Consider the following 23,486-nt stretch of genomic DNA (forward strand, 5'->3'; position numbering starts at 1 on the left):
GAGTGGTTCGTGCCGATAGTGCTGTTCGGTGACGTCGTCGACCGGCCCGTCAGGTCGCTGACATGCCGCCGTCGACAGCCATCGGCAATCCTGTCGTCCACATGGACTCGTCGGACAGCAGATACAGGACCGCGTTGGAGATCTCCCGTGGCGACATCAGACTGATGCCGTCCGCGTCGCCGCGGGGGAAGCCGTTGAGCATGGCCAGCAGTCCGGGATTCTCGCTTTCGAGCTCCACGATCCTGTCGACCCCCTGCGCCATGTGGGTGTCGACCGGACCCGGGTGGATGGTGTTGACCCGCACCCCGTCTCTCGACATCTCCTGAGCGAACGACTTCCCCAGCGCCGTGACACCGAACTTGGCCGCGTTGTAGGGCGCATTGAATGGTCCGGGCTTGATGCCGTTGGCCGATGAGATGAGCACGATCGAACCGCCGTTGCCAGCGTCGATCATCACCGGGGCAGCCGCACGGACCGTGTTCCACACCCCGGTCAGGTTGATGTCGATCGTCGTCTGCCAATCGTCCTGGGAGAAGGCGTGCCAGTGGTTGAAGATGTCGATGCCGGCGTTGGCCACGATGCCGTCCAGTCGGCCACCGAGTTCGGCCACGCCCCGGTCCACGACCTGCTTGAGGCGGTCGGGGTCACGGACATCTCCCTGTTCGGCGACGATGCGTCGATCGAGGGCCTCGACCTGCTTGACCGTCTCGTTCAGGTCCTCGGACGTCGACCCCTCATACTCGGTGACCCCCGGTATCGGCTCGCAGATGTCGAGGGCGATGATGTCAGCTCCCTCCTCCGCGAGGCGGAGAGCGTGGCTCCTGCCTTGACCTCGCGCGGCACCGGTGATGAAAACGACCTTGCCTTCCATGCGTCCTGCCATGAGGTGACTCCTTTGTCAGTACAGATATCGGGTGTTGGTTCTCCTAGTCGTCACGGACGACTAGGAGTTACTTGGTGGTGTAGCCGGCGTCGACCTTGATCTGGGTACCGGTGACATAACGGGCCTCGTCCGTGGACAACCACAGGATGGCGTTCGAGATGTCCACGGCTTCGATGATGCCGACGTTCAGCGCATGCGAGGCGTGCATCGTCTCGCGGAAGGACTCCTCGTTCGGGCTGTCCGGCGAGAAAAGGTTGTACAGCGCGTCATTGAGCACCATGGGCGTGGCCACGGACGTGGGGTGGACCGAGTTGACCCGGATGTTCTTGGGTCCCAGTTCCAGCGCGAGAGTCTTCATCAGTCCCACCACGCCGTGCTTGGCGGCCGTGTATGCCGCAACGCCGTAGGTGCCCTTGATGCCCGCCGTGGAGCTGGTCAGCACCACAGACCCACCATTGTCAGCGGCAATCATGTGGGGCGTCGCGGCCTTGACCGTCTGCCAGACACCCTTGAGGTTGATGTCCAGCATGGTGTCCCAGTCCTCCTCCGTAGTGTCCGCCGCGAGCGGTCCGAACGTGAAGATCCCGGCACTGGCGGACACGATGTCCAGGCGTCCACCGAGTTCGGCGACGCCCTCGTCCACGACGGCCTTGACGGCGGCGTAGTCACGGACGTCGGCCTGGCGGGCGACGATGCGCCGGTCCAGGGCCTCGACCTGACGGACGGTCTCCGCAAGATCCTCCTCGTTCGGGGCGGGGTAAGGAACGCCGTCGATGGGTCCGCAGACATCGAACGTGATGATGTCTGCCCCCTCCTCGGCGAGGCGCACGGCGTGGCTACGACCCTGGCCACGCGCTCCTCCCGAGATGAGGGCAACTTTTCCTTCTAGCCGTCCGACCATGGTTCAGGGCTCCTTCGTGAGGCGTGGTGGCGCGCAATGGTGGTGGAGTGTGAGGCGGGTAGGTGCGTGGGATGAGGCGTTCCGTGTGATCTGGGAACGGGGTCAGAAGACGACGGACTTGAGGCCGGCGCCGGCATCCACGGGCAGCGGGACGCCGGTGATGTACCGGCCCTCGTCCGAGGAGAGGAAGAGGACGGCGTTGGAGATGTCCACCGGCTCGACCCACGGGATGGGCAGCGAGTTCATGGACTGGGACGTCGCGGCGAAATCCTCGTCGGTGGGGTTCTCCAGGTCGGGGCGGAAGAGCTTCTTCGTGGCCTCGTTCATGATCATGGGGGTGTCCACCTGGGTCGGGTGGATGGAGTTCACCCGGATGCTATGCGGGGCCAGCTCGAGGGCGAGCGTCCGCATCAATCCGACCACACCGTGCTTGGCCGAGACATAGTGGGCGATGTTGCCCATGCCCTTGAGGCCGGCCAGGGAACTGGTGAGGACGATCGAGCCACCATTGCCGCCGGCCTTGATGTGCGGGATCGCGGCCTTGGCCGTGTGCCACACCCCGGTGAGGTTGATGTCGATCATCGTCTGCCAGCCGCCTTCCGACATGACGTCTGCTTCAGCCATCTCCCCAGAGATCCCGGCATTGGCAGAGACGATGTCGATACGGCCGAACTCGGCGAAGCCCTCGTCCGCCACAGCTTTGATGGCGTCGAAGTCACGGACATCGGCCTGGCGGGCGATGATGCGCCGGTCCAGGGCCTCGACCTGACGGACCGTCTCCGCCAGGTCCTCGGCGGTGGGACCCGCATAGGGAACGTGTTCGACATCCTGGCAGATGTCGAACGTGATGATGTCGGCCCCTTCCTCCGCGAGACGGACGGCATGGCTTCTGCCCTGCCCCCGTGCTCCTCCGGAGATGAACGCGACCTTGCCTTCGAGACGTGCACCCATGGTTGAAGTCCTTTCTGCCTAGAGGCTCGTCTGGCCGGCGTCGACCTTGAGCTGCTGACCGGTGATGTAGCGGGCCTCGTCCGAGGCGAGGAAGAGCAGCGCGTTCGAGATGTCCCGGGCCTCGACCCAGTCGATGTCCAGCGCCTGCATGGTCCGGGAGACCTCTGCGAAGTCCTCCCGGCTGGGGTTGTCCTTGCCCGGAACGAACAGCCTGTACATGGCCTCGTTCTGGATCATGTCCGTGTTCACCTGGGTGGGGTGGATCGTGTTGACACGGATGTTCTCCTTGCCCAGTTCAAGCACCAGTGTCTTCATCAGGCCGACTACACCGTGCTTGGCGGCGACGTAGTGCGCCATGTTGGCGTAGCCCTTGATGCCCGCCGTCGAGCTGGTGAGGACGATCGCGCCGCCGTTGCCACCGGCACGAAGGTGCGGAAGGGCGGCTTTCACCGTGTGGCGGACGCCGGTGAGGTTGATGTCGATCATCTCCTGCCAGCCGTCTTCGGACTGGTCCGCCAGTTGGTTGACCTCGCCCAGGATGCCGGCATTGCCGGAGACGATGTCGAGTCGCCCGAACTCGGCGAAGCCCTCGTCCGCGACGGACTTGACCGCCGCGAAGTCGCGGACATCGGCCTCGCGGGCGATGATGCGCCGGTCCAGCGCCTCGACCTGACGGACCGTCTCCGCCAGGTCCTCGGCACGCGGGCCGGGATAGGGATTTGATTCCATGTCCTGGCAGATGTCGAACGTGATGATGTCGGCGCCTTCCTCCGCGAGACGGACGGCATGGCTTCTGCCCTGCCCCCGTGCTCCTCCGGAGATGAACGCGACCTTGCCTTCGAGACGTGCACCCATGATGTGACTCCTTGGTCTGTTTGGTGATGGGGTTGCTTGTCGGTAGGTGGGATGTGGATATTCGGTTGTGACGGAGGGGGATCCGGTCAGGACGATGAGGCCGCGGAGGCGCCAGGTGGCACGAATCCAGCCAGTGGATCGATCTCGCAGGCACTGACCGGCGGGCGTGCGGGGGCGCCCATGCCGATGCTCACCGAAACGGGCCGGGACTTCGCGCGCGGGCGGGGCGGTGAGGTCCGGTGGGACCGGTCGACACTGGGCCGCGGGAACTCCAGGTCCGCCTCCCGCCCCTGGAGGAGTTCCTCGCCAAGGCCGCGCACGCATTCGGGGTCCGGACCGTCGAGAGGAAGGCCGGTGAAGAACTTGGCCGCCATGCAGCCGCCGCGGCAGGTGTCGATGAACTGGCATCCGGCGCAGGCTCCGCCTGTCTGGGGCTCGCGGAGCTCGGTGAACAGCTCGGAGCCGCGCCACACGTTGGCGAAACCGCCATCGTCCACCGTGTTGCCGGCTTTGAACTCATCGTGGATCGCGAAGGGACAGGCGTAGACATCGCCGACCGGGTCGATCAGGCACACCACCCGCCCGGCACCGCAGAGGTTCAGCCCGGGCAGGGTCTCGCCATAGGCGGAGAGGTGGAAGAACGAGTCACCGGTCAGCACGCCCTCCCCGTGGGCCACCAGCCAGTCGTAGAGCTCGCGCTGCTGCTCGGGACGCGGGTGGATGTCATCCCAGACATCCACCGCGCGTCCGGAGGGCCGCAGGCGGGTGATGCGCAGCGTGGCACCGTACTCGTCCGCCAGGGCCTTGAACTCGTCGAGCTGCGGGATGTTGTGCCGGGTCATGACCACGGAGATCTTGAACCCCTCGACGCCGGCGTCCTTCAGGTTCTGCATCGCCCGGACCGCGAGGTCGAAGGAGCCATTGCCCCGCAGGGCGTCGTTGACCTCGGCGGTAGCCCCGTCGAGGGAGATCTGCACGTCGATGTAGCCGTTGTCGGCAATCCGCTGCGCGGCCTCCGGCGTGATGCGCACCCCGTTGGTGGAGAACTTCACGCCGACGTCGTGGCTGGTGGCGTACTCGACGATCTCCCAGAAGTCGGAGCGGACGGTCGGCTCGCCACCGCCGATGTTGACGTAGAAGACCTGCATCCGCTGGAGCTCGTCGATGATCTCCTTGCACTGCTCGGTGGACAGCTCGTTCGGATCGCGGCGGCCGGAGGCGGAGAGGCAATGCGAACAGCTGAGGTTGCAGGCGTAGGTCAGCTCCCAGGTCAGACAGATCGGGGAATCGAGACCGCGTTCGAAGTGGTCGATGAGGGAAGGTCGGCGCTCGGGGGCGAGGGTCAAGGCATACTCCCGTGGGTTGGGTCGTCAGGCGTGGTCGGTGGCCGGCAGCAGCATGTCCGTCTCGGCCAGTCGTTGCAGGGCGGACACATAGCCCGGCCGGGTGTCCTCGTCGATCCCCAGGGCAGTGAACGTCGCGTCCACGCTCGGGAAGTCGGCCAGTGCGGTGACCAGGTCGACGAGTCGGGTGTCCTTGAGGAAGCTGAGGCGGCGGGTGCCGAAGTGGTAGAGCAAAGCCCCGAAGGGTTCAGGCCGCACCGCCACGCGCGGATTCAGGGTCCAGGCTGTCCCGGGATCGAGGCCGAGCCCCGATCCCGGATCCACAGCCGGGTGTGTGGTGGTGGCCAAGGTCAGTAGACCCCGCACATGCCGTCGATCGAGACATCCTCGACGAGATCGTCCGCCGTGACCTCCGGGTCAGTGTTCTGGGCGTGAGCGCTGGACTGCTCCATGGTTCCTCCCTGGAAAGTGCCGTGAATATGTGAGCTGGATCACTCGCATGATGGGAGACTAAATGACACTGGGTGCCAATGCAATGGATCGTGCACAACCTGGTGAACAATCTTCCTAGAGGTGAGAGGAGGGGCCATGACCGAGAACCACGAGACCTCTGACCGGACCCTGGGCCGTCCCCGTGCCACCACGCACGACGTGCTGGCCGAGATCGGCGTGGAGCTCTTCACCCGCCACGGGTATGAGAACGTCTCGGTCCAGCGGATCGCCGATGAGGCGGGAGTGTCCCGCCGGACCTTCTTCCGCTACTTCCCGACGAAGGCGGACCTGCCCTGGGGAGACTTCGCCCGGGAGGTGGAACGGTTACGCGGAGAACTGGCCCTCGTGCCGGATGACATCCCTCTGATGGCCGCCGTGCGCCATGCCGTGGTGGAGTTCAACCGCGTCCCACCGGAGGCCGTCGACCAGCACCGAGCCCGGCTCGGACTCATCCTCACGGAGCCCGAGTTGATCGCCCGCTCCCTGGTGAAATTCCTGGACTGGCGGCGAGTCATCGCGGAGTTCACGGCTCGGCGACTCGACCTGGAACCCACCTCCTTCTTCCCCGAGCTGGTCGGTGAGGTCGCCTTGAGCGCGGCCGTCGCCGCCTATCGGCAGTGGATCCCCTCGCCCGACACCGACCTCTCGACCTTCATCGACACCGCCTTCGCCGCGATCGTGGACCTGGACCGGCTGGAGCAGGGCGTCGCCGCACAGCTGTCGACGCGATTGGAGTCCCGGGGGGCAGGACCACAGGAGAACCACGAACACCGCGCCAATCCGGGAAATCCAGGAAATCCAAGAAATGCAGGAGGAGAACACCGATGAGACTCACTGACGCCACCTGGCCGGACATCCGCCCGCAGACCTTCGGTGGCGCGGCCCCAGTGCTCGTGCTCCCGGTCGGGGCGCTGGAGCAGCACGGTCCGCACCTTCCCCTGGACACGGATGCCGTCACCGCCACCGCGGTGGCCGCCGCCGTGGCAGACGCCAGGCCTCGTGCCGCCCTCGCCCCGACCCTCCCGATCGGTGCCAGCGGGGAACATGCCGACTTCCCCGGCACACTGTCCATCGGCAGTGACGCCCTGCGTCAGCTCATCGTCGAGGTGGTCCGTAGCTCCACCCCGACGCTCTCAGCGGTCATGGTGGTGAACGGACATGGCGGCAACGTGGATGCCCTCCGGTCCGCCGCCGAACTGTGCACGGCCGAAGGACGGACACTCCTCCCCCACCACCTCGGCCTGCCGGGCATGGATGCCCATGCCGGCCGGACCGAGACCTCGCTGATGCTGCACCTGGCCCCGGAGCGGGTGCGGCTGGATCACGCGGAGCCCGGCAACACCGCTCCCGTGCGAGAGCTCCTCGCCGAGATGAAGGCGCACGGGGTGCGCGGCGTCAGCCCGAACGGCGTGCTCGGCGATCCAACCGGAGCCAGCGCCACCGAGGGAGCGGAGCTGTTCGCCCGGCTCCGCGACCGGGCCATCGCAGCGTTCGACGGTCTCACGGAATAGACGGCAGAGACGGCAGAGACGGCAGAACTTATGCCGTGCGTTGGCGCAGCCGCGGCCGCAGCACCGCCCACCGCCGGAACCGCACCGCGGCACGGAGCACGCCGGTACCGTAGGCCGCGTCCGCGACGAGTCGCAGGGCAAGGTGCCGGGCGGGATCGAGGGCTGTGCCGGCGTCGTGCGCTGGGCCGTCATGGCCGAGGCGGCCCTGAACCCAGTGCCGGGCAGCCCGCGCGGTGTCCGGCACTGTGGGAACCAGTGCCAGCACGACGACGGCGCGCGCCACCCGCCGCGCCCGCCTCGCCGGTGCCGCGGACACCGTGGACACCGCGAGGGCCAGCGCCCCGAGTGGCCACCACTCGCGGCGCAGGGCGTTGCCGACAGCAGTGATCTCGGACCGCAGTCCGAGCACGGCGACCTCGGCGCCGCCGGACACGGGCAGACCCTGACGGTGGAAGCGCCGCACACCCGCGCCGAGTTGGACCGCCACACCACCCGCGACGACCGCCAGGCCCATCCCGCGCACCGCATCCCTGCCACCGGCAGCCACCAGGCTTCCAGCGAGCACCGCCAGGCCGGGCCACCCCCAGGTCGCTGGGGCGAGCCGGCCGGGGTGCCGGTCCTCGAGGGGGACGGCAGAGGTTCCATAGGCCGCATGGCGCTGGGACCACTCCGCCAGCCCAGAGCGGACTCCGTGATGGACCTCGGCGGCCGGCACATACCGGACGGTGTGGCCGGCGGCGACGAGGCGCCAGATGAGGTCGACGTCCTCCCCCACCCGCAGCCCGGGTTCGAAGGCCGGATGCGGCAGGGCAGCGCGACGCACGAGCAGGGCAGCGGAGGGGACGTAGCCGATCTGGCCACCGGGGGCGACGCGCCGCGCCTGGGGCCCGAGGTCGAGTCCGCCGCGCCGGGACTCGAACCGTTCCAGGACGGTGCCCGCGCCGGCGCCGGTCACGGAGCCCCGGACCCGGGGAGCGGCAACGGCCACCGCCGGGTCGTCGAAGTGAGGAAACAGGACGTCCAACCAGTCCTCGGTGGGCACGGTGTCCGCGTCCAGGAACGCGGCGAAATCGGCCGGTCCCTCGGCTGAATCGTGGGACGCGGCCAGTCCGGCGTTGCGGGCGCCGCCGGGTCCGACGTTCTCGGGCAGGACCACCAGGCGCACACCGTGGGCTGCACAGACCCGTGCGATGTCCCGGGCGTCGGCGGCGCTCGAGGCATCATCCACCACGGTCACCCGATGGCCCTGCACGGCCGGGAGGAGACGCGCCAGGGGCACGACCGAACCGTGGACCGGCACGATCACGTCCACCTCGTCCGGACCGGGCCGGCGGGGTGGGTGGACGGGCAGGGCCAGACCGCGGTCCACGAGCAGTCGTGCGGTCGCTCGTTCCACGTCATTGACCGGCTCGACGGCCCCGGCGCCGCGGCTCAGGACCCTCCTGGCGAAGGGACGGGCTGGGGCGGACAGCCGGGCCAGCCCCCACGGCGACCCGCCGAACACCAGTTCACCGCTTCGGCGGGTGTAGGAGCCCTGGGTCCGTTCGATGGCCGTCATCGACTCTCCCGGATCCGGGTCCCGGCCAGGTGCCCCAGTGCCATGGCCACCGCGGCCGTCCCTCCGGAGAGATGTGTGGGCAGGGCAGAGAGGTCGGCCACGTGCAGGCCGTCGATGCCGCGCACCCGTAGATGCTCGTCCACGACGGCGTCCACTCCGCCGGCCGCGCAGGTCCCCACGGCGTGGTAGATGCCACCGCCGGAGGAGCGGACGAAGGCGGCGGCAGCCTCGTCATCACCGTCGGCAACACTGACGCCCGGCAGGTCCTCGTCGATGACCACTCCCGAGAGCGCCGGTGCGGCGAGCACGGCGCGGGCTGTCTTCAGGGCACGGGCGGCCGCCGCCCGGTCGCGGGGATCCTCGAGCAGGGGTGCACGGACGTGCGGGGGCCGGTGGGGGTCGGTGCTCGCCGCGTGGACCGATCCGGTGGAGTACGGGCTGAGGGCATAGGCCTGGATCATCAGTCCGGCGTGGTCCGCCGGGGCCAGGCCCGTGCCGTCCGTGGAGATGTCGGTGAGCAGCAATTGCAGATCCGGCCGGTTCCCGCCGGTCGAGTCCACGGAGGCGGCGAGTTCGTAGGGACCGGAAGCGAGCGGCCCCGACCGGGTCGCGAGGTATTGGGCGGCGGCACCGAGCAGGCCTCGGGTGGTCCCGAGCCGGCCGTTGAGGCCCAGTCCGGGGCGGATCCGGGCCTTGACGGTGGCCCCCCGTTGTTCCCTGAGGCCTTCACCCACCCGCGGCGCTGAGACGACGGGGTCGATGCCGAGGTGCCGCAACCGGTCCGGGTCTCCGATGCCCGAGCGCTCCAGGAGCGGCGGTGTCTCCAACGTTCCCGCGGTGAGCACCACCTGACGCCGGGCGTGGTGACGGATGCGGTTGCCCTCTGCGGTGACAGTCTCCACGCCGACAACACGGTCACCGGCGGTCAGCACCCGGACGGTCGTCTGCCCTGTGAGCACCCTCAGGTTCCCTGCACGGAGTCCGGGTCGCAACAGCGTGGCGACGCTACGCCGCATCCCACCTCGGATGGTGGCTGGGGTGCGTCCCACCCGTGGCCCGACGGCGGCGCGCACGTCCGGCACGAACGGCACCCCGGTCTCCCCGAGGCCGGCGATCAGGGCTCGCAGGACCTCGGACGGAGGTTCAGACGGGGGCGCGGAGACGGGCAGTACGGTTTCCAGGTGATCGAAGGCCCGTCCGAAGGCGGGCCAGGACCAGTCCGGGCCGAGGCGTTCCGCCAGGCCGCCGTAGAGGTGGGATTCGCCGCGCAGGTACATGGTGCCGTTGATGAGCGTGGAGCCGCCGACGCCTCGGCCCCGCCGCCACACGTCCACGGGACCCGGTTCCCGTGCCGGGAGCGCCGGATACTCGAGGCTGATCCGCGGGTCGAACATGGTCCGCACAAAGCCCTTCGGCACGGCCACCAGGGGGTTGCGGTTCCACGGGCCGGCTTCCACGACCAGGACCCGCAGGTCTGGATCCTCAGCGAGCGTGGCAGCCATCGAACATCCGGCCGCACCGGCACCGACCACGATGACCTCGGCGGTCAGTCCGCGTACCGCATCGGGTGGGTCAGGGGATCCAGCGCGAGAGTCGACGGGACGTGATGTCATAGTGCGTTCATCGTAGTCACGGGAGAGGCGCGGCCGACTCGACGTGGCAGAGACTCAGGTGGTCACCGCCATCATCAGGCCCTCTCGATGGGAATCCACAGTTGGCCGCTCCCGCTGGTTCCCCCCTCATGCGGTTGCACGGAGAGCAACTCAGGACCCGGAGCCCAGCGGTAAGGATTGGCCGGGAACCACTCAGTCGCCGCATCGGCCCAGAGCTGTTGCAGTGCCTCAGGGAAGTCGCCTTCCGCTTGGAAGACGACCCACAGCCCCGCTGGAACGTCGAGCGATTCCAGGCCGGCCGGCGTCGGGCGCGTGGTGGCGACCGCGCGCCAATAATCCAGCCAGCTGCCCTCGGCGCGCGGCTCGTCGATGTTGACGGTGACGGCGACGCTGCCGGCCGGTTCCTGGTCCGAGAGCTCGGCCAGCTGTGTCCGGACGGTGGGGTCTATAGAGCGTTCGAAGTCGGCGATGGCGGCGTTCTCCCCCTCATGGATGAGCGGGACGCGGGTACTGACTCCCACCAGGCTGAAGGCGGCTTTATCGATGATGCGGTGCTTCACGTCTGTGGTCCCTTCGACGGTCAGATGGAATCTGAGTTGCGGTTGAGAATGGAGGACGGCGCCGGGACGGCGTGCCTGGCTCGGTGTCATGCCGTGCAGTGACTTGAAGGCCCGGTTGAACGCCTCGGCAGAGCCGTAGCCATAGCGCACGGCCACATCCAGCACCGTGGAGCCATCCAGGATCTCGGCGGTGGCCGCGGTGAGACGCCGGCGTCGGACATACTCGGACAGCGGCATGCCGGCAAGGGTCGAGAACATCCGGCGGAAGTGATACTCCGAGGTCAGGGCAGTCGTGGCCAGTGCCTGGACGTCGACGTCGGCCGTCAGATCCGCTTCGATGTCACCGATGGCGCGGTTCCAGTGCTGCATGGCATCCTCCCTTCACAGCTCAACTGTAGGGAGGAACCGCAGCCTCCTACCCGAGAAATCGTGCCCGGTTGGGTTGGAGCCGACCCCACGGAGTTCCAGCCGATGGTCAGGCCCGGCCAGGGCGGCCGCCATGGAGAGTCGCGCCAGTGTCCTCGCGGTGTTCCAGCCGGACATGACGGCAGCGGCATGCGTCTCGGGGACACTCGAGTGCACTGGTCTCTCATGACGAGATCGATACATTCGGCTGAGGAAGGGCGATGTCCGGTTCTCGTAGCGGTGGCCGGTGGGGGTGATGACGTCCAGTCCGTCAGGGGTGGCCTCGTGACGCCAACCGGCGTTCTCCTTGGTGTAGTTGCACCGCGCGCACAGCCCCGAGCCATTGTTGAAGCTCGTCAGGCCTCCCTCGCTGTGCGGCTTCACATGGTCGGCGTGCCGGATGGGTGCCTCACACCACGGGGTGCGGCAGACGTCGTCCCGCAGGACGAGCATCCTGCGCAGTAGCGGCGGGAACACTCGGGCCGTCGAGTCCATGGCCACCAATTGCCCGGATTCCGGTGCCGTGAAAAGCCGACGGAGGAAGACCTCGGTTTCAGGGTCAGTCACCATCTGCCGGGCCTGCTCCGCTGGGATCGGCCCCTGGCCGGGCAACCAGCCGGAGGTGGGATCTCCATCCAGCAATGAGGCGTCCGTCATCACGAGGTGGATCTCCGTGGGGATCGCCGGCGCCGAGGACTGCCCGGTGGCGCGTTCCACCAGGAGGTCGGCCATGATCTGGTCCCGCGTCCGCCCCTCCGCATCGCCCACCCCCACGGCGGTGCTGGCGTCCCGGTGGAGGTTCGCGTACACCGCCACGGCCTGGGGCATCGGCAGCAAGGCCGTCAGGTAGGCCATGCCGCCGGTGGCCGGACGGACGGAGACCCGGCGTTCGGCCGTGCACCGCTCCAAGTGGGCGACGGCGGACTCCTGGTCCAGCCGCTGGGCATGGGCCCTGGCCTCAGCGGCCAGCTTCTTCACGCCGATGGGACCCAGGCGGCAGGACATCAGCGCGTCCACGGTCCGGCGGTGTTCCACCGGCAGCCACGCCGTCTCGCGTGCCATGGCCGTGGCGTGCTCCTCGGAGATCCCACCGTCCGTCAGGGCGCGGAGGGTATTCGGCATCTCATGGCAGAGGGCACGGGCGAGGCCGATGTGGCGTCCGCCCCGTTGTGCCGGATCCCGGCGGGCCAATGCCACCTCGCCGCCGACTCCACGACCCTGTTGATCGACCGGCACTCCTTCTGCCGATTCCCGGGTCCGGCGCAGTCCGTCCAAGGCCACCGCCTCGCGGGCCTGCAGCGCCGCGCATGTTGCTTTGAGGGACTCCAGGACCCGAATCCGGTCTATGGCCTCGACCTCGGTTCCAGCAAAAGCCATCCCCGCGAGGGTCTCCCGGAGGGCGGTGAGCTGTTCGGAACCCTCCAACAAGTCGGGGAGAGCCCCAGCCACCTCTTGAAGTGGCTCGCAGGCGGTGCCTCTGACGGGTCCCCGCACAGCACCGGCCGCCGTGTCGGCGAAGCCGAGAGCCGACGAGAAGCGCTGGGGATCTTTCATGTTCCGACCCTATAAAAGGGCATGGACACGATAAGGCCTCCACCGCGAACCCGTGAATATCTCCTTCTTCACGGCCTGCCGCAGCGCCGGACGACGAACACCCTGAAGAGCACTGAAGGAGCCGGTCCTAGTGCGCGGCACGGCCGTCGGAGGGCCGCCCGATCAGGGTGTCCATGGCGGTGGAGAACTCGAGGACGATCCGGGCACACGCGATCCAGATTACGGCGGGTATCCAGCCGAGCAGCAGGGCCAGGATCCCCAGCGTGGTCCCCTGGCTGAACCCGATGACCACCACGGCCACCCAGGTCACCACGATGCCCACCACCACGGCGTAGATGGCGCGGGCCAGGCCCATCGACATCCGCTGGTCCCCGTTCAGTTCGAAGAGGGCCCGGAAGAGGGACACGGGCCCATGCGGCTCTGGCGGGGAGTGCTCCGGGTGGCGATACGGGCTGAAGTGGCTGGTGGGATCCTGCCGACCAGTTGCCGGCCGCGAATCATGGGAGACAACCATCTCGGACCTCCTGCATCGGACCGGGTGCACCACGGCGGATCAGGAAGATCACGTGCATCAGGTGCACCGCATGCGGCTCTTCACCGGTGCTGACCCGCAGGTCCCGGATCTGCCCCATCACGGCCTGCTCCAGGCGCGGGGCCAGCGGGTTCAGGATCGCCACCACATCGCGCACGTCATAGCCGTTCACCCAGGCCCCAGACCGTGCCGGGACCACCGCGGGCACCGGCACCGGCCCATCCCCGGCTCCCCCGAGCAGATGCCTCTGCACCACCGGCAGCCCCAGCGGACTCCCGGTGGTCGCCACCAGGGCGATCGTTCGTCCCTGCGCACCCCGGGTCAGCGCATCGTAGGCGACCACGCTGCCCAGACTGTGCCCGACCACCACCACGGGTTCCCCCATCGGGACATCGGCGAGCGCCCGCTCCACAATCGCCAGCACGGTCTGACGTACCTCGGCGCAACCCAGATAGTAGGCCACGTCCGTGAAGTACTCCTCGATCACCCGAGCGGAGACCCCCGCCCTCTCGGCCAGGAACTGCAGCGCCGCTCGCAGCCACGGCACCCTGAGAAGCTCGTCCAGTTCCCACCACGGACGCCCGACGCCGGCCGGGACACCTCGGGCGGTCGGCTCACCGGCCGCGGGGTGAAGGGACTCGGTGTGAAGGGACTCGGATTGAAGGGATGCAGAGTCCGGGTCGAACCGCAAGTGTTCGGTGACGTCATGGACCAAGCCGGCTTTGACCTCGCAGACCGCCTGCACGTCGGCGGGCAACGGCTCGCCGGTACTCCAGCGGGCGAGGTCCGGCCCCGGGCCGGAGCCCTCGCGTTCGGCGACCGCGTCGCGGAAGGCATTGCCGTAGAACGGGAACAGGACCGGGGCGGCGTTCGGGACCGGTGGCCGGCCGGCGTCGTGCAGTCCGGTGTTCAGGGCCTGCAGCCACCGGCGGCGAATGGCGTCCGCATGCTCTGCGACCTGACCAGGCGGGATGCCCGGAGCGGTGTGCTGGCCCCGCCCGTGGATGAGGAACAACGTGGTCATGGTCTGCCTCCTGACCACAGACTAAACCTTGACGTTCCCTGAACGCGTCACATCTACTGGCCGGGTTCAAGAGGCAGAGCCCGTGGACGAGGACGTCCGACCGGGCCCAGCCTCAACCAAGGAGGAGGGCATTTCCCATGGGACACAAGAAAAGACTGACCGCTGTAGGCTGCGTGCTGGCCCTGGCCGGCACGGCACTGGTGGCCGGCCCGACGGCTGCCGCACCGGACACGAGCGAAACAGCAGCAAGAGCTGACACGGCGGACACGCAGGCCCTGGAGCGGTCGTTGACCGAGGCTCCATCACGAGACCTGCAGACACCGTTCGAGGCCAGCAACGGGGCGAACTGGACCACGGTCGAGGAGGCGCAGGCCTTCCTGGAGGAACTCGATGCGGGCAGCGAGCGCGTCGCCCTGCAGCAGGTGGGCGAGTCGGTGGAGGGCCGGCCCCTGAACTTCGTCACGGTCGGCTCCCCCGCACCGGAATCGCAGGAGGAGGTCGCGGACGGCTCCATGATCCTGTTCAACTGTTCGATCCACGGCGATGAGCCCTCCGGGCGCGAGGGGTGTCTCCAGCTGGCCCGTGACCTGAGCACCACCAAGGATCCCGCGTGGAAGCGGCTGCTGAACAAGACCACGGTGGGCTTCACCTTCATCAACCCGGACGGCTGGGAGGCCGACACCCGGGAGAATGCCGACGATGTGGACATCAACCGGGACTTCCTGGCCTTGGCCACCCCGGAGGCCCAGGCTCTGGCCACGGTCATGCGGGACTGGAACCCAGACGTGCTCAACGACCTCCATGAGTTCGGCCCGCGCGAGTTCTATGACACGCAGGCCCTGATCCTGTGGCCGCGGAACCGGAACGTGGACTCCACCATCCATGATCTGTCTGAGCGGATGGTGAACAACTACACGGGGGCACAGATCGAGGCCAATGGCATGACCAGCGGAATCTACGGCCTGCTGGTCAAGGACGGTGAGCCGTTCCAGCAGGTGGCCGGTGACCACCAGGCCAGGATCCTGCGCAACTACACGGGCCTGAAGCACATCACCGGGCAGCTGACGGAAGCGGCGCAGGGCCCGGTGACCCCGGAGGAGGAGAACGATCCCCTGTTGGCGAACCGCCGTGCCGTGGACGTGCAGTACTCGAGCGCCGTCGGCTCGCTGGCCATGATCTCGGAGAACCGGACCAGGCTCGCCCGCCAGTCGGTCCAGGCCGCCGAACGTGCCACCCAGGCCGGTGCCAACCAGGCCGGCGTCGTCTACTTCAGCGGCCAGGACAACATGCTCCCGACCACCAGTGACGGCGCGGAGCCCCACCCCATGTGCGGATATCAGCTGACCGAGGCGCAGCTGGCTGAGGTGGGGTCCACCCTGGAACTGCACGAGATCGCGTGGGAGGAGAACGCCGAGGGCGCCTTCGTCACCATGGCGCAGCCCGGCAAGACGCTCATCCCGCTGCTGCTCGATGAGCGCGCCGAGTACGGGTTGACGGAGGCCACCCCGCTGGACGACTGCTGAGACGAGTCGGTCCTCTGGTGATAGTGCCGCCCGATGCCGGCCACCCACCCGGGTGGCCGGCATCGGGCGGACCCGTTCTTGCGGTCCTTCACTGCCCCACGTTGACCAGCCCTGACTCATAGGCGGTGACCACGATCTGCGTCCGGTCCCGCAGGCCGAGTTTGGCGAGGATCCGGGAGACATGGGTCTTGATGGTCTGCTCCGAGAGGAACAGCTCGCCGGCCAGCTCCGCATTGGACCGTCCGGTGGCCACGAGCCGCATGACCTCCAGTTCGCGCTCGGTCAGCTCCCCCAGCACGGTCACATCCGGCTGACGCGCCACCGGCCGGCTGACATAGTCCGCGATCAGCTTCTGGGTGATCGACGGCGCCAGCAGGGCCTCCCCGGCCGCGACCACCCGCACGGCGTTCGCGAGGTCCTCGGCGGTGGCGTCCTTGAGCAGGAAGCCGCTGGCGCGGGCCTGCAGGGCGGCGAAGACATACTCGTCCGCGTCGAAGGTGGTCAGCATGATCACCCGCGGATGGGTGTCCCCCGGCATCGCGAAGACCGCACGCGTGGCATCCAGCCCATTGACCACCGGCATGCGGATGTCCATCAGCACCACGTCCGGCCGGGATCGCTTAACCAGGTCCACCACCTCAGCGCCATCCTGTGCGCTCCCGACGACGGTCATGTCCTCCTGCGCGTCCAGCAGGGCCCCGAAGCCCTGGCGGACCATGGCCTGGTCATCCACGATAAGGATGCGGATCGGGTGTATGGCGGAGAACGGCTCCGCTGGTCTCTGGCTCACCCGACCAGGGTATCCGTCGCGCCGACGTAGCCCTCAAGTAGCCCCGACCTTCACCCTGCTGGGTGATGACCCGGCCCGACCGGCTCCGTAGCTTCGCCACCATGAACACCACACCTTCCGTCCTGACCCGCCTCGGCCGTGACTACGCCTTCGTCCTGCCCGGCTTCTTCATCTCCCTGTTCGCCTTCGTCCTGCTCGTTCCCCTGTTCACGCTGGCTCTCGGCACGGCCGTCATCTGGATCGGTGTCTGGCTGCTGCCCATTGTCCTGCTGGTGGCCACCGGATTCGCCGAACTGTCCCGCAGCCGTGTGCGACTCTGGGGCGGCCGGCTCGACCAGCCGGCCTACCGACGTGGCGGCGCCGGTATCAACGGATCCCTCCGCTACCTCACCGACCCGCGGCGCTGGCTGGACCTGCTCTTCGAGACCCTCATCGCCTTCCCGGTACGCACCCTCACCTTCGTGGTCTCCGTGACCTGGACGGCAGGTGCCCTCGGTGGGACCACCTACGTGTTGTGGGGCCACTACCTTCCCCGCGGAGAACAGGAGGCGCCCCTGGCCGCCGGCATGCTCGAGGCCCTCACCGGCGGGGCCATCCCGGACGCCGTGGCCACCAGCTACGCGGTCGAGTCCGTGTTCAACCTTCTGATCGGCGTGCTCTTCCTGCTCACCCTTCCCGCCGTGATGCGCGGACTCGCGCTGCTCGACGCCACGACCACCTCGGCTGCGCTCGGCGCCGGGCCGGCGTCGGGATATCCGATGCCATCCGGCGCCCGGGTAGCGTGAACACCATGCGCGCCGCCGAGCCGTCTGCTCCCTCGTCAGTCTCCTCCACTCCGTCCTCGGGTGACGGGCTGACCCCTGGACCGTCACCCGCCCGGGGCAGCTTCTCGCGCAGTGGGTGGACCTGGCTCCTGACGTACTGCGCCGCCGTGGTCCTGATCGCCACGGGCTGGCCCATCCTCGCCGCGGTCCACCACGTCCACGTCGCCATCGCCATGGTACTGGCCATCGGCCAGGCGGCCGCGGTGCCCCTCGCCGTCCGTCGGCCGATCCCGGCCATCCTGCTGGGCACGGCCGCGGCCCTCGGCACCACGCTCGCGACCGACCCCACGTCCGGGCCATGGCCGTGGCCCGTCACCACCCTGATCGCCTTCATCCTGCTGGTCCTCGTGGTCGCCTTGCGCCACCCCTGGCGCATCGGTGCCGTCACCTGGTGTGCCGGCGCCCTGGTCGGCGGGCTCGGCCTCGCCCTCGAGAGCTCCGCCACGGCCGAGGCGGCCGTGTCCAGCGCCACCCTGTCCAACGCTGTCGTGTGCGCTTCCATCGCCGGTGGCGCCCTGGCCGTCGGCAGCGCCCTGCAGGTCCTGCTGGCCAGCCGCAGCCAACTCGACCACGAACGCCAGCTCACCGCCGAGGAGGAGACCAAGCGCCGAGAGCTGCAGCAGCGCAACCGCATCGCCCAGGAGTTGCATGACGTGGTGGCACATTCCATGTCCGTGATCTCCGTGCAGGCCACCACCGCCCCCTATCGGCTGCCCGGCATGGACGAGCCGACGCGGGGCGAGTTCCACTCGATCGCGGATTCCTCCCGCCGCGCGCTGACCGAGATGCGGGGGCTGCTCGCCATCCTGCGCGGAGACGATGCCGCCGACACCACGCCCCAGCCGACCATCGCAGACATCCCCCAACTGGTCGTCACCACGCGGTCCTCCGGGGCGCAGGTGGAACTGGAGATCGACCCGGAGCTCCTCCCGCTGGGCGGGGTGACAACGGCTGGCGGGACTGGAGTCCCCGGTGCGGCGAGTGCGGCCGGTGACTGGTCCGCCGTCGTGCCTCCCGCCTCGGGCCTGACCGCCTACCGGGTGGTGCAGGAGGCCATCAGCAATGCCCTGCGGCACGCACCCGGTGCCGCCATCCGCGTGCAGGTCTCCGTGGGAGACCAGATCGGGATCCGCATCGCCAACGGACCGCCCGCCCGCGGGGGTCTCGTGGCGTCGCCGGGCGCCGGCCTCGGTCTGAAGGGCATCCGCGAGCGCGTGTCCGCGCTCGGTGGCACGGTCAAGGCCGGCCCGACGCCGGAGGGCGGCTTCACGGTGAAGGCCCGGCTGCCACTGTAGACGCCTTCGCCGGAACTAGCCACCGGGGCTGATTCTCCTTACAGTGACCCCAAGAGAAGGAGGACCCATGGGAATTTCTAGAAAAGCTGCGGTGACCAGCGGATTCGTGGCCACCGCGGTGGCCCTGACGGTGACCGGCTGCACATCCTCGTCATATCCTGCCGACCCAGACGGGACCTTTGACGACGTCTCGGGTGGCACGCTCTCCGTGGGGGTGGTCCACCACCCCCCGTACGTGGATGCCACCGGTGCCGAACCCACCGGCAGCGAAGTGGACCTCATCCAGGCCTTCGCCGAGGAGATCGACGCGGAGATCGAATGGACCGCCTCCGGCGAGGAGTCGCTCATCACGGCCCTTAAGACCGGGGACGTGGACCTGATGGCCGGAGGACTGACCGACCAGTCCCCCTGGTCCTCCCAAGCGGCCCTCACCCGCTCCTATGCAGAGGACACCGGACCGGACGGCAAGACCGTCAACCTCGTCCTGGCCGTCCCGCTGGGTGAGAACCAGATGCTCGGGGAACTCGAGCGATTCCTTGACGAGCGCCACCCGGAGACCACCCCGTGACCATGACCGTGCGCCGATTCGGGCGGACCGAACTCACACCCGAACTGCAGCAAGCCCTGCGCCGAGCCACCCGCCTGGAATGGATCACTCTGGGAATGCTCGCGGTGACTGTGACGCTCGTGATCGTGGTCATGGGCAGTTCCCAGGCCATGAAGGCCGCCTGGATCGAGGACATGCTCTCCTTCATCCCTCCTCTCGCCTTTCTGGTGGCGGCCCGCGTCATCAACCGCCCTCCCACGCGGAGCCGGCCCTATGGCAACCACAGCGCCGCGGGGGTGGGGCATCTCGTGGCCTCCGTCGCCCTGCTGGTCATGGGGGCATACCTCATCATCGACTCCGGCAGCGGCCTGGTGTCGGCCGAGCATCCCCCGATCGGCACGTTCCATCTGTTCGGGCACACGGTGTGGCAGGGCTGGTTCATGATCGCCGTCATGATCGTGTCCATCCCGGGGCCCGTGATCCTGGGACGGATGAAGATCAAGATCGCCGAACAGCTTCATGACAAGGTCCTGTACGCCGACGCGGACATGAACAAGGCGGATTGGCAGACGGGGGTCGCCACCGCCGTCGGGGTGGCCGGCGTGGGGTTAGGACTCTGGTGGTTCGACGCCGCCGCCGCGATCTTCGTGGGTGCCAGCATCCTCAAGGACGGCATCACGAACGTGGTCACCGCGATCACGGACCTCGCCGACGCGCGGGCCCGGACCATCGACGGCGAGGACCCGCACCCGCTGGTGGCGAAGGCGGAGGACTACGCCCGGTCGGTCGACTGGGTCCTGGATGCCGGAGCCAGGGTCCGGGATGAGGGCCACGTGTTCCACACGGAGATGTTCGTGGTTCCCCGCGATGGCGCGGCACAGACTCCCTCACGCCTGCGCGAGCTGACCGAGGGCATCGTCGACCTGGATTGGAAGCTGGAGGACGTGGTGGTGGCCCTGGTGGAGGAGCTGCCCGCCGAGGTCCACGGTGGAGTCGAGCGGGACAAGCAGTCCGAGGGCGGTCAGGTGGCCCGCTGACACTCCGGTCTCAGGTCCGAAGACGCTCCCGGACCAGCAGCGGCAGGGCCCTGACCAGCAGCACCATGACCGCCAGTTCCACCAGGGTCTGGGTCACCACCACGAGCGGTGCGAGGTCGTAGGCGGCCGGCAGGGCGAGCACCAGCGGCAGCACCACGAGCGAGTTCCGGGTCACGCCGCTGAACACCACCGCCCTGCGGCCCGGGGCGTCCAGTCTGGCCAGCCGGCCGGTGGCCAGGCCGATGACCACCATGATCACCGCGAACCCCACGAACACCGGGACCACGGCGAGCAGGCCGCCCAGGTGCGCGCCGACGCCGTGGATCTGGGACGCGACCACCACGGCCAGGGTCGCCATCATCAGCGGGACCATGGCGGCGAGCGCCCCGTCCCGCAGCCATCGCCCGGCACGCCAGCGGGCGGCGGCGGCGGTCTGGGTGAGCCACGCGGCGGCCAGCGGCAGGGCGATGAGGAGGACGAAGGCCTCGAGGAAGGGGCCGACGTCGACCGTCTGCAGGAGACTCTCCCCCACCATCAATCGCAGGTAGACGGGCAACAGCACCATCTGGGCGAGCATGAGCAGTGGCGTGGCCGCCAGCAGACGGTCCGCGGCGCCGCCGGCCAGGCGGGTGAAGACGATGACATAGTCCACGCACGGGGTCAGCAGCACGAACAGCACCGCGACCTCCATCACCTGGGACGGCGCCACGAAACGGGACAGTCCGAAGGCCACGAGGGGGACCACCGCGAAGTTCACCAGCAGGATGGCCGTCAGGAACCGGCCGTCCCGGAAGGCTCCCGCCAGCCGCCGGAACGGGACCGCGAGGAACGTGGAGTAGAGCAGGACACCGAGCACGGGATTGATCGCGTGCCCCGCCGGTCCGGCCACGGCCGGGACCAGGAGCCCGACGCCGGCCCCGGCCAGCAGCGCGGCCACGTACAGCACCACCTGGTTCCGTTCCAGCCACGGAACGGTGACCACCCTTCGACCCGCCGCCTGGTGCCACATGTCCTCCAGCATCTCAGGATCTGGCGGTAGAACCCGGACGGTCACCCTGTCGGTGAAGGTCTGATGAACAGCAAGATAACTTGCACGCATTTCATTCGATGCAATACAAGTTGCCGTTTACGCTGGTTCCATGAGCTTCATCGACCGCGTTGACGAACACCGGAGCCGACTGACCAAGTCGGACCGGGCACTGGTGGACGAACTGCTGTCCTATCCGGCAGAGGCGCCCCTGTGGCGCGGCGAAGACGTGGCCCGGCGCGCCGGAGTCCACCCGGCGGCCGCCACCCGGCTGGCCCAGCGCCTGGGATATCACGGCTACCCGGAACTGCGGGATCACCTCCGGCAGGACCTGGGTACCGGGCTCACCGGGGCGGGCGACCGTTTTCGGGTGGAACTACAGGACTCCGGTGGACACTCCGTGCTGGAGACCCTGCTGGCCACCGAACTGGACACCCTGTCTCAATTGTGTCGGCACGTGGGCCAGGACCAGCTGGATCGGCTCGCCGACCGCATCGCCACCGCCGGCACGGTCCATCTCTTCGCCCGCGGCAATGCCTCGGTGCTGGCGGAGCTGCTGGAACGACGACTGCGCCGCTTCGGCATCCGCACGGTCAACCTGACCGGCACCGGCCGGGACGTGGCCGAGCGGATCCTCACCCTGACCTCTGACGACCTCGTGGTGGCCTTCGCCTTCCGGCGGCCGCCACGCGATCTGAGTGAGCTGCTGGGCCACGCGCAGCGGGTCGGCGCGGGCACCGCGCTGGTCACCGACACCATGCACACCCTCGAACCGGCACCGGATGCCATCCTGTCCGCGCCGCGTGGACACCAGGACAGCCGAGAAGGATTCGCGTCCCTCACGGTGCCCATGGCCATCGCCAACGCCCTGGTGCTGACCATCGCCCAACGTCACGACCAGGCACTGCTGCCGGCGCTGGATGCCCTGGATGGACTCATGGCCGCGTTCGACTGACCCACCACACCAGACCGACCACCGTCCGATCGATCCGCCCCACCTCCCCTTGATGCACCCCGCCCTACCGTTCCCTGCCCGAAAACACCCCCGAAGGACTGGAAATGCGTTCGAAGAAGATCCTGCCCATCGCCGTCTCCCTCCCCCTGCTACTCACCCTCGCCGCCTGTGGTGGCGGTTCTCCCGATGCCGCCCAGAACGCCGGGACCGCATCACCGGCGAGTTCGGCCGGAACCCACGAGCTCGACTCGCTGAACCCGGAGCAGCTGGCGGAGCGAGCCCGGGAGGAGGGTCAGGTCACCGTCTACTCCTTCACCTCCCGGATCGCCCAGGTCGAAGAGGCCTTCGAAGAGGCCTTCGAAGAGGAGTACCCCGGGATCGACTTCATCGGCCATGACATCTCCTCCTCGGAGCAGATCACCCGTCTGCAGGCCGAGGCCCAGGCCGGTTCACCGTCGGCAGATGTCGCCTACATCTCCGACGCACCCGTCGTCGTCACCGAACTGCTCCAGGACGGCATCCTGACCAACCACGTGCCCGAGCGGATGGCCGAGGTGGTCCCCGCCGAGTACCAGGAACCGCTGCTGGCCAACCGCCTGTCCACCAAGGTGCTGATGTACAACGAGGAGGCCCACCCGGACGGCAGCCCCATCACCAACCTCTGGCAGCTCACCGAGGAGGAGTGGAACGGCAAGGTCGTCATGGTGGACCCCACGGTCCGCGGCGACTACCTGGATCTGATGACGGAGATCGTCGCCAAAGTCCGATGCCATGGCCGCCGCCCACGAGGAGCACTTCGGTCAGGCCATCGAGCTGGACGAGGGCATCGCCACTGCCGGCGGGCAATTCATCGCCGACCTCTACGCCAACGGACTGGTCCTGGTGGATGACACGGACAACGTCAATGCCGCCGTCGGCCAGACCGGCCAGGAAGACCCGCCGGTGGGCTTCACCTCCTATTCCGACCGCCGGGACAACGAGGACGAGGGCTGGGCGCTGCAGGTCTCGCTCGGCACGGAGCCGACCACCGGCATCACCTTCCCCGCCTACCTGGGCCTCGTGGAGGGCGCCGAGAACCCGGCCGCCGCCCGGCTGGCCATCGACTTCATGATGGGCGACGATTCACCCACGGGCGGTCCGGGCTACGAGCCGTTCTACGTGGCCGGCGACTACCCGGTCCGCGAGGATGTGGAGAATCCCGAAGGCGCCGTCTCCCTCGAGGAGCTGGCAGCCTGGGACATCGATCCGGAGGCCACCGCCGAGACGCGCTCCGACGTCGCCGACTTCATCCTCACCCTGGGCTGAT

The 23,486-nt window shown here is 68.5% G+C and carries 25 protein-coding genes; 10 read left to right on the forward strand and 15 right to left on the reverse strand.

Annotation, left to right across the window (positions count from 1 at the left end; genetic code table 11):
• Positions 1 to 49: 49 nt before the first annotated feature.
• The 7 genes from ACFFIO_RS00985 to mftA all read right to left on the reverse strand — a co-directional run bounded on the left by ACFFIO_RS00985 (position 50) and on the right by mftA (position 5,385).
• Positions 50 to 883, reverse strand: coding sequence for a mycofactocin-coupled SDR family oxidoreductase (locus tag ACFFIO_RS00985; protein WP_378039821.1), 834 nt, complete (start codon positions 881 to 883; stop codon positions 50 to 52).
• A gap of 67 nt (positions 884 to 950) precedes the next feature.
• Positions 951 to 1,784: a mycofactocin-coupled SDR family oxidoreductase gene (locus ACFFIO_RS00990; protein ID WP_378039822.1), complete on the reverse strand. Its 834-nt coding sequence runs from the start codon at positions 1,782 to 1,784 to the stop codon at positions 951 to 953.
• A gap of 102 nt (positions 1,785 to 1,886) precedes the next feature.
• Positions 1,887 to 2,735, reverse strand: a complete 849-nt coding sequence (locus ACFFIO_RS00995; protein WP_188806779.1) for a mycofactocin-coupled SDR family oxidoreductase — start codon at positions 2,733 to 2,735, stop codon at positions 1,887 to 1,889.
• 18 nt (positions 2,736 to 2,753) lie between these two features.
• Positions 2,754 to 3,590: a mycofactocin-coupled SDR family oxidoreductase gene (locus ACFFIO_RS01000; protein ID WP_378039823.1), complete on the reverse strand. Its 837-nt coding sequence runs from the start codon at positions 3,588 to 3,590 to the stop codon at positions 2,754 to 2,756.
• Between the two features lie 86 nt (positions 3,591 to 3,676).
• Positions 3,677 to 4,936, reverse strand: a complete 1,260-nt coding sequence (gene mftC / locus ACFFIO_RS01005) for a mycofactocin radical SAM maturase (RefSeq protein WP_378039824.1) — start codon at positions 4,934 to 4,936, stop codon at positions 3,677 to 3,679.
• Positions 4,937 to 4,960: 24 nt separating this feature from the next.
• The gene (gene mftB / locus ACFFIO_RS01010) at positions 4,961 to 5,281 is read right to left on the reverse strand and encodes a mycofactocin biosynthesis chaperone MftB (protein WP_378039825.1); all 321 of its coding nucleotides are present in this window, start codon (positions 5,279 to 5,281) and stop codon (positions 4,961 to 4,963) included.
• A 2-nt stretch (positions 5,282 to 5,283) separates the two neighbouring features.
• A complete protein-coding gene (gene mftA / locus ACFFIO_RS01015) occupies positions 5,284 to 5,385 on the reverse strand; it encodes a mycofactocin precursor MftA (protein ID WP_378039826.1) in 102 nt (33 codons plus the stop codon).
• 136 nt (positions 5,386 to 5,521) lie between these two features.
• On the opposite strand from mftA, the gene mftR reads away from it, so the two are divergent.
• Entirely contained in the window at positions 5,522 to 6,253 is a 732-nt protein-coding gene (gene mftR, locus ACFFIO_RS01020) for a mycofactocin system transcriptional regulator MftR (RefSeq protein WP_378039827.1), read from the forward strand.
• A complete protein-coding gene (mftE, locus tag ACFFIO_RS01025; RefSeq protein WP_378039828.1) occupies positions 6,250 to 6,936 on the forward strand; it encodes a mycofactocin biosynthesis peptidyl-dipeptidase MftE in 687 nt (228 codons plus the stop codon). Before mftR ends, mftE begins: the two co-directional genes overlap by 4 nt.
• 28 nt (positions 6,937 to 6,964) lie before the next feature.
• On the opposite strand, the gene mftF is transcribed toward mftE, so the two are convergent.
• The 6 genes from mftF to ACFFIO_RS01055 form a co-directional block, all read right to left on the reverse strand.
• Positions 6,965 to 8,494 (reverse strand): mycofactocin biosynthesis glycosyltransferase MftF, encoded by a 1,530-nt coding sequence (gene mftF, locus ACFFIO_RS01030; protein WP_378039829.1) that lies wholly within the window; start codon positions 8,492 to 8,494, stop codon positions 6,965 to 6,967.
• Complete coding sequence (locus tag ACFFIO_RS01035; protein WP_378039830.1) at positions 8,491 to 10,107, reverse strand: GMC family oxidoreductase; 1,617 nt, start codon at positions 10,105 to 10,107, stop codon at positions 8,491 to 8,493. The genes mftF and ACFFIO_RS01035 overlap by 4 nt, the downstream gene beginning before the upstream one ends.
• Before the next feature lie 74 nt (positions 10,108 to 10,181).
• Positions 10,182 to 11,036, reverse strand: a complete 855-nt coding sequence (locus tag ACFFIO_RS01040) for an AraC family transcriptional regulator (RefSeq protein WP_378039831.1) — start codon at positions 11,034 to 11,036, stop codon at positions 10,182 to 10,184.
• A 12-nt stretch (positions 11,037 to 11,048) separates the two neighbouring features.
• Positions 11,049 to 12,626 carry an HNH endonuclease gene (locus tag ACFFIO_RS01045; protein ID WP_378039832.1) on the reverse strand — a complete coding sequence of 526 codons (1,578 nt, stop codon included), beginning with the start codon at positions 12,624 to 12,626 and terminating at the stop codon, positions 11,049 to 11,051.
• A gap of 127 nt (positions 12,627 to 12,753) precedes the next feature.
• Positions 12,754 to 13,032: a DUF4282 domain-containing protein gene (locus ACFFIO_RS01050; RefSeq protein WP_378039833.1), complete on the reverse strand. Its 279-nt coding sequence runs from the start codon at positions 13,030 to 13,032 to the stop codon at positions 12,754 to 12,756.
• A 91-nt stretch (positions 13,033 to 13,123) separates the two neighbouring features.
• On the reverse strand, positions 13,124 to 14,182 hold the full coding sequence (locus tag ACFFIO_RS01055) for a hypothetical protein (protein ID WP_378039834.1): 1,059 nt from the start codon (positions 14,180 to 14,182) through the stop codon (positions 13,124 to 13,126).
• A 137-nt stretch (positions 14,183 to 14,319) separates the two neighbouring features.
• Here ACFFIO_RS01055 and ACFFIO_RS01060 point away from each other — a divergent pair, with 137 nt between their 5' ends.
• Positions 14,320 to 15,705: a M14 family zinc carboxypeptidase gene (locus tag ACFFIO_RS01060; protein ID WP_378039835.1), complete on the forward strand. Its 1,386-nt coding sequence runs from the start codon at positions 14,320 to 14,322 to the stop codon at positions 15,703 to 15,705.
• Between the two features lie 88 nt (positions 15,706 to 15,793).
• Here the strand turns inward: ACFFIO_RS01060 and ACFFIO_RS01065 are convergent, their stop codons facing one another.
• Positions 15,794 to 16,495, reverse strand: coding sequence for a response regulator (locus tag ACFFIO_RS01065; RefSeq protein ID WP_378039836.1), 702 nt, complete (start codon positions 16,493 to 16,495; stop codon positions 15,794 to 15,796).
• A gap of 101 nt (positions 16,496 to 16,596) precedes the next feature.
• Between ACFFIO_RS01065 and ACFFIO_RS01070 the strand changes: the two genes are divergently transcribed.
• From ACFFIO_RS01070 to ACFFIO_RS01085, 4 genes are all read left to right on the forward strand, one after another.
• The gene (locus tag ACFFIO_RS01070; protein ID WP_378039837.1) at positions 16,597 to 17,280 is read left to right on the forward strand and encodes a sensor domain-containing protein; all 684 of its coding nucleotides are present in this window, start codon (positions 16,597 to 16,599) and stop codon (positions 17,278 to 17,280) included.
• 5 nt (positions 17,281 to 17,285) lie between these two features.
• Positions 17,286 to 18,614, forward strand: coding sequence for a sensor histidine kinase (locus ACFFIO_RS01075; protein ID WP_378039838.1), 1,329 nt, complete (start codon positions 17,286 to 17,288; stop codon positions 18,612 to 18,614).
• Positions 18,615 to 18,681: 67 nt separating this feature from the next.
• Positions 18,682 to 19,182, forward strand: a complete 501-nt coding sequence (locus tag ACFFIO_RS01080; protein ID WP_378039839.1) for a substrate-binding periplasmic protein — start codon at positions 18,682 to 18,684, stop codon at positions 19,180 to 19,182.
• Positions 19,183 to 19,184: 2 nt separating this feature from the next.
• Positions 19,185 to 20,198: a cation efflux transmembrane domain-containing protein gene (locus tag ACFFIO_RS01085; protein ID WP_378039840.1), complete on the forward strand. Its 1,014-nt coding sequence runs from the start codon at positions 19,185 to 19,187 to the stop codon at positions 20,196 to 20,198.
• Positions 20,199 to 20,208: 10 nt separating this feature from the next.
• On the opposite strand, the gene ACFFIO_RS01090 is transcribed toward ACFFIO_RS01085, so the two are convergent.
• Positions 20,209 to 21,207: an arsenic resistance protein gene (locus ACFFIO_RS01090; protein WP_378039841.1), complete on the reverse strand. Its 999-nt coding sequence runs from the start codon at positions 21,205 to 21,207 to the stop codon at positions 20,209 to 20,211.
• A 130-nt stretch (positions 21,208 to 21,337) separates the two neighbouring features.
• On the opposite strand from ACFFIO_RS01090, the gene ACFFIO_RS01095 reads away from it, so the two are divergent.
• The 3 genes from ACFFIO_RS01095 (at position 21,338) to ACFFIO_RS01105 (ending at position 23,485) form a co-directional block, all read left to right on the forward strand.
• Positions 21,338 to 22,180 (forward strand): MurR/RpiR family transcriptional regulator, encoded by an 843-nt coding sequence (locus tag ACFFIO_RS01095; RefSeq protein ID WP_378039842.1) that lies wholly within the window; start codon positions 21,338 to 21,340, stop codon positions 22,178 to 22,180.
• Positions 22,181 to 22,284: 104 nt separating this feature from the next.
• Positions 22,285 to 23,070: an extracellular solute-binding protein gene (locus ACFFIO_RS01100; protein ID WP_378039843.1), complete on the forward strand. Its 786-nt coding sequence runs from the start codon at positions 22,285 to 22,287 to the stop codon at positions 23,068 to 23,070.
• Positions 22,952 to 23,485, forward strand: a complete 534-nt coding sequence (locus tag ACFFIO_RS01105; protein ID WP_378039844.1) for a hypothetical protein — start codon at positions 22,952 to 22,954, stop codon at positions 23,483 to 23,485. Before ACFFIO_RS01100 ends, ACFFIO_RS01105 begins: the two co-directional genes overlap by 119 nt.
• Position 23,486 lies beyond the last annotated feature (1 nt).

Origin of the sequence: Citricoccus parietis, from assembly GCF_042433045.1 — a bacterium.
Classification (GTDB): Bacteria; Actinomycetota; Actinomycetes; order Actinomycetales; family Micrococcaceae; genus Citricoccus; species Citricoccus parietis.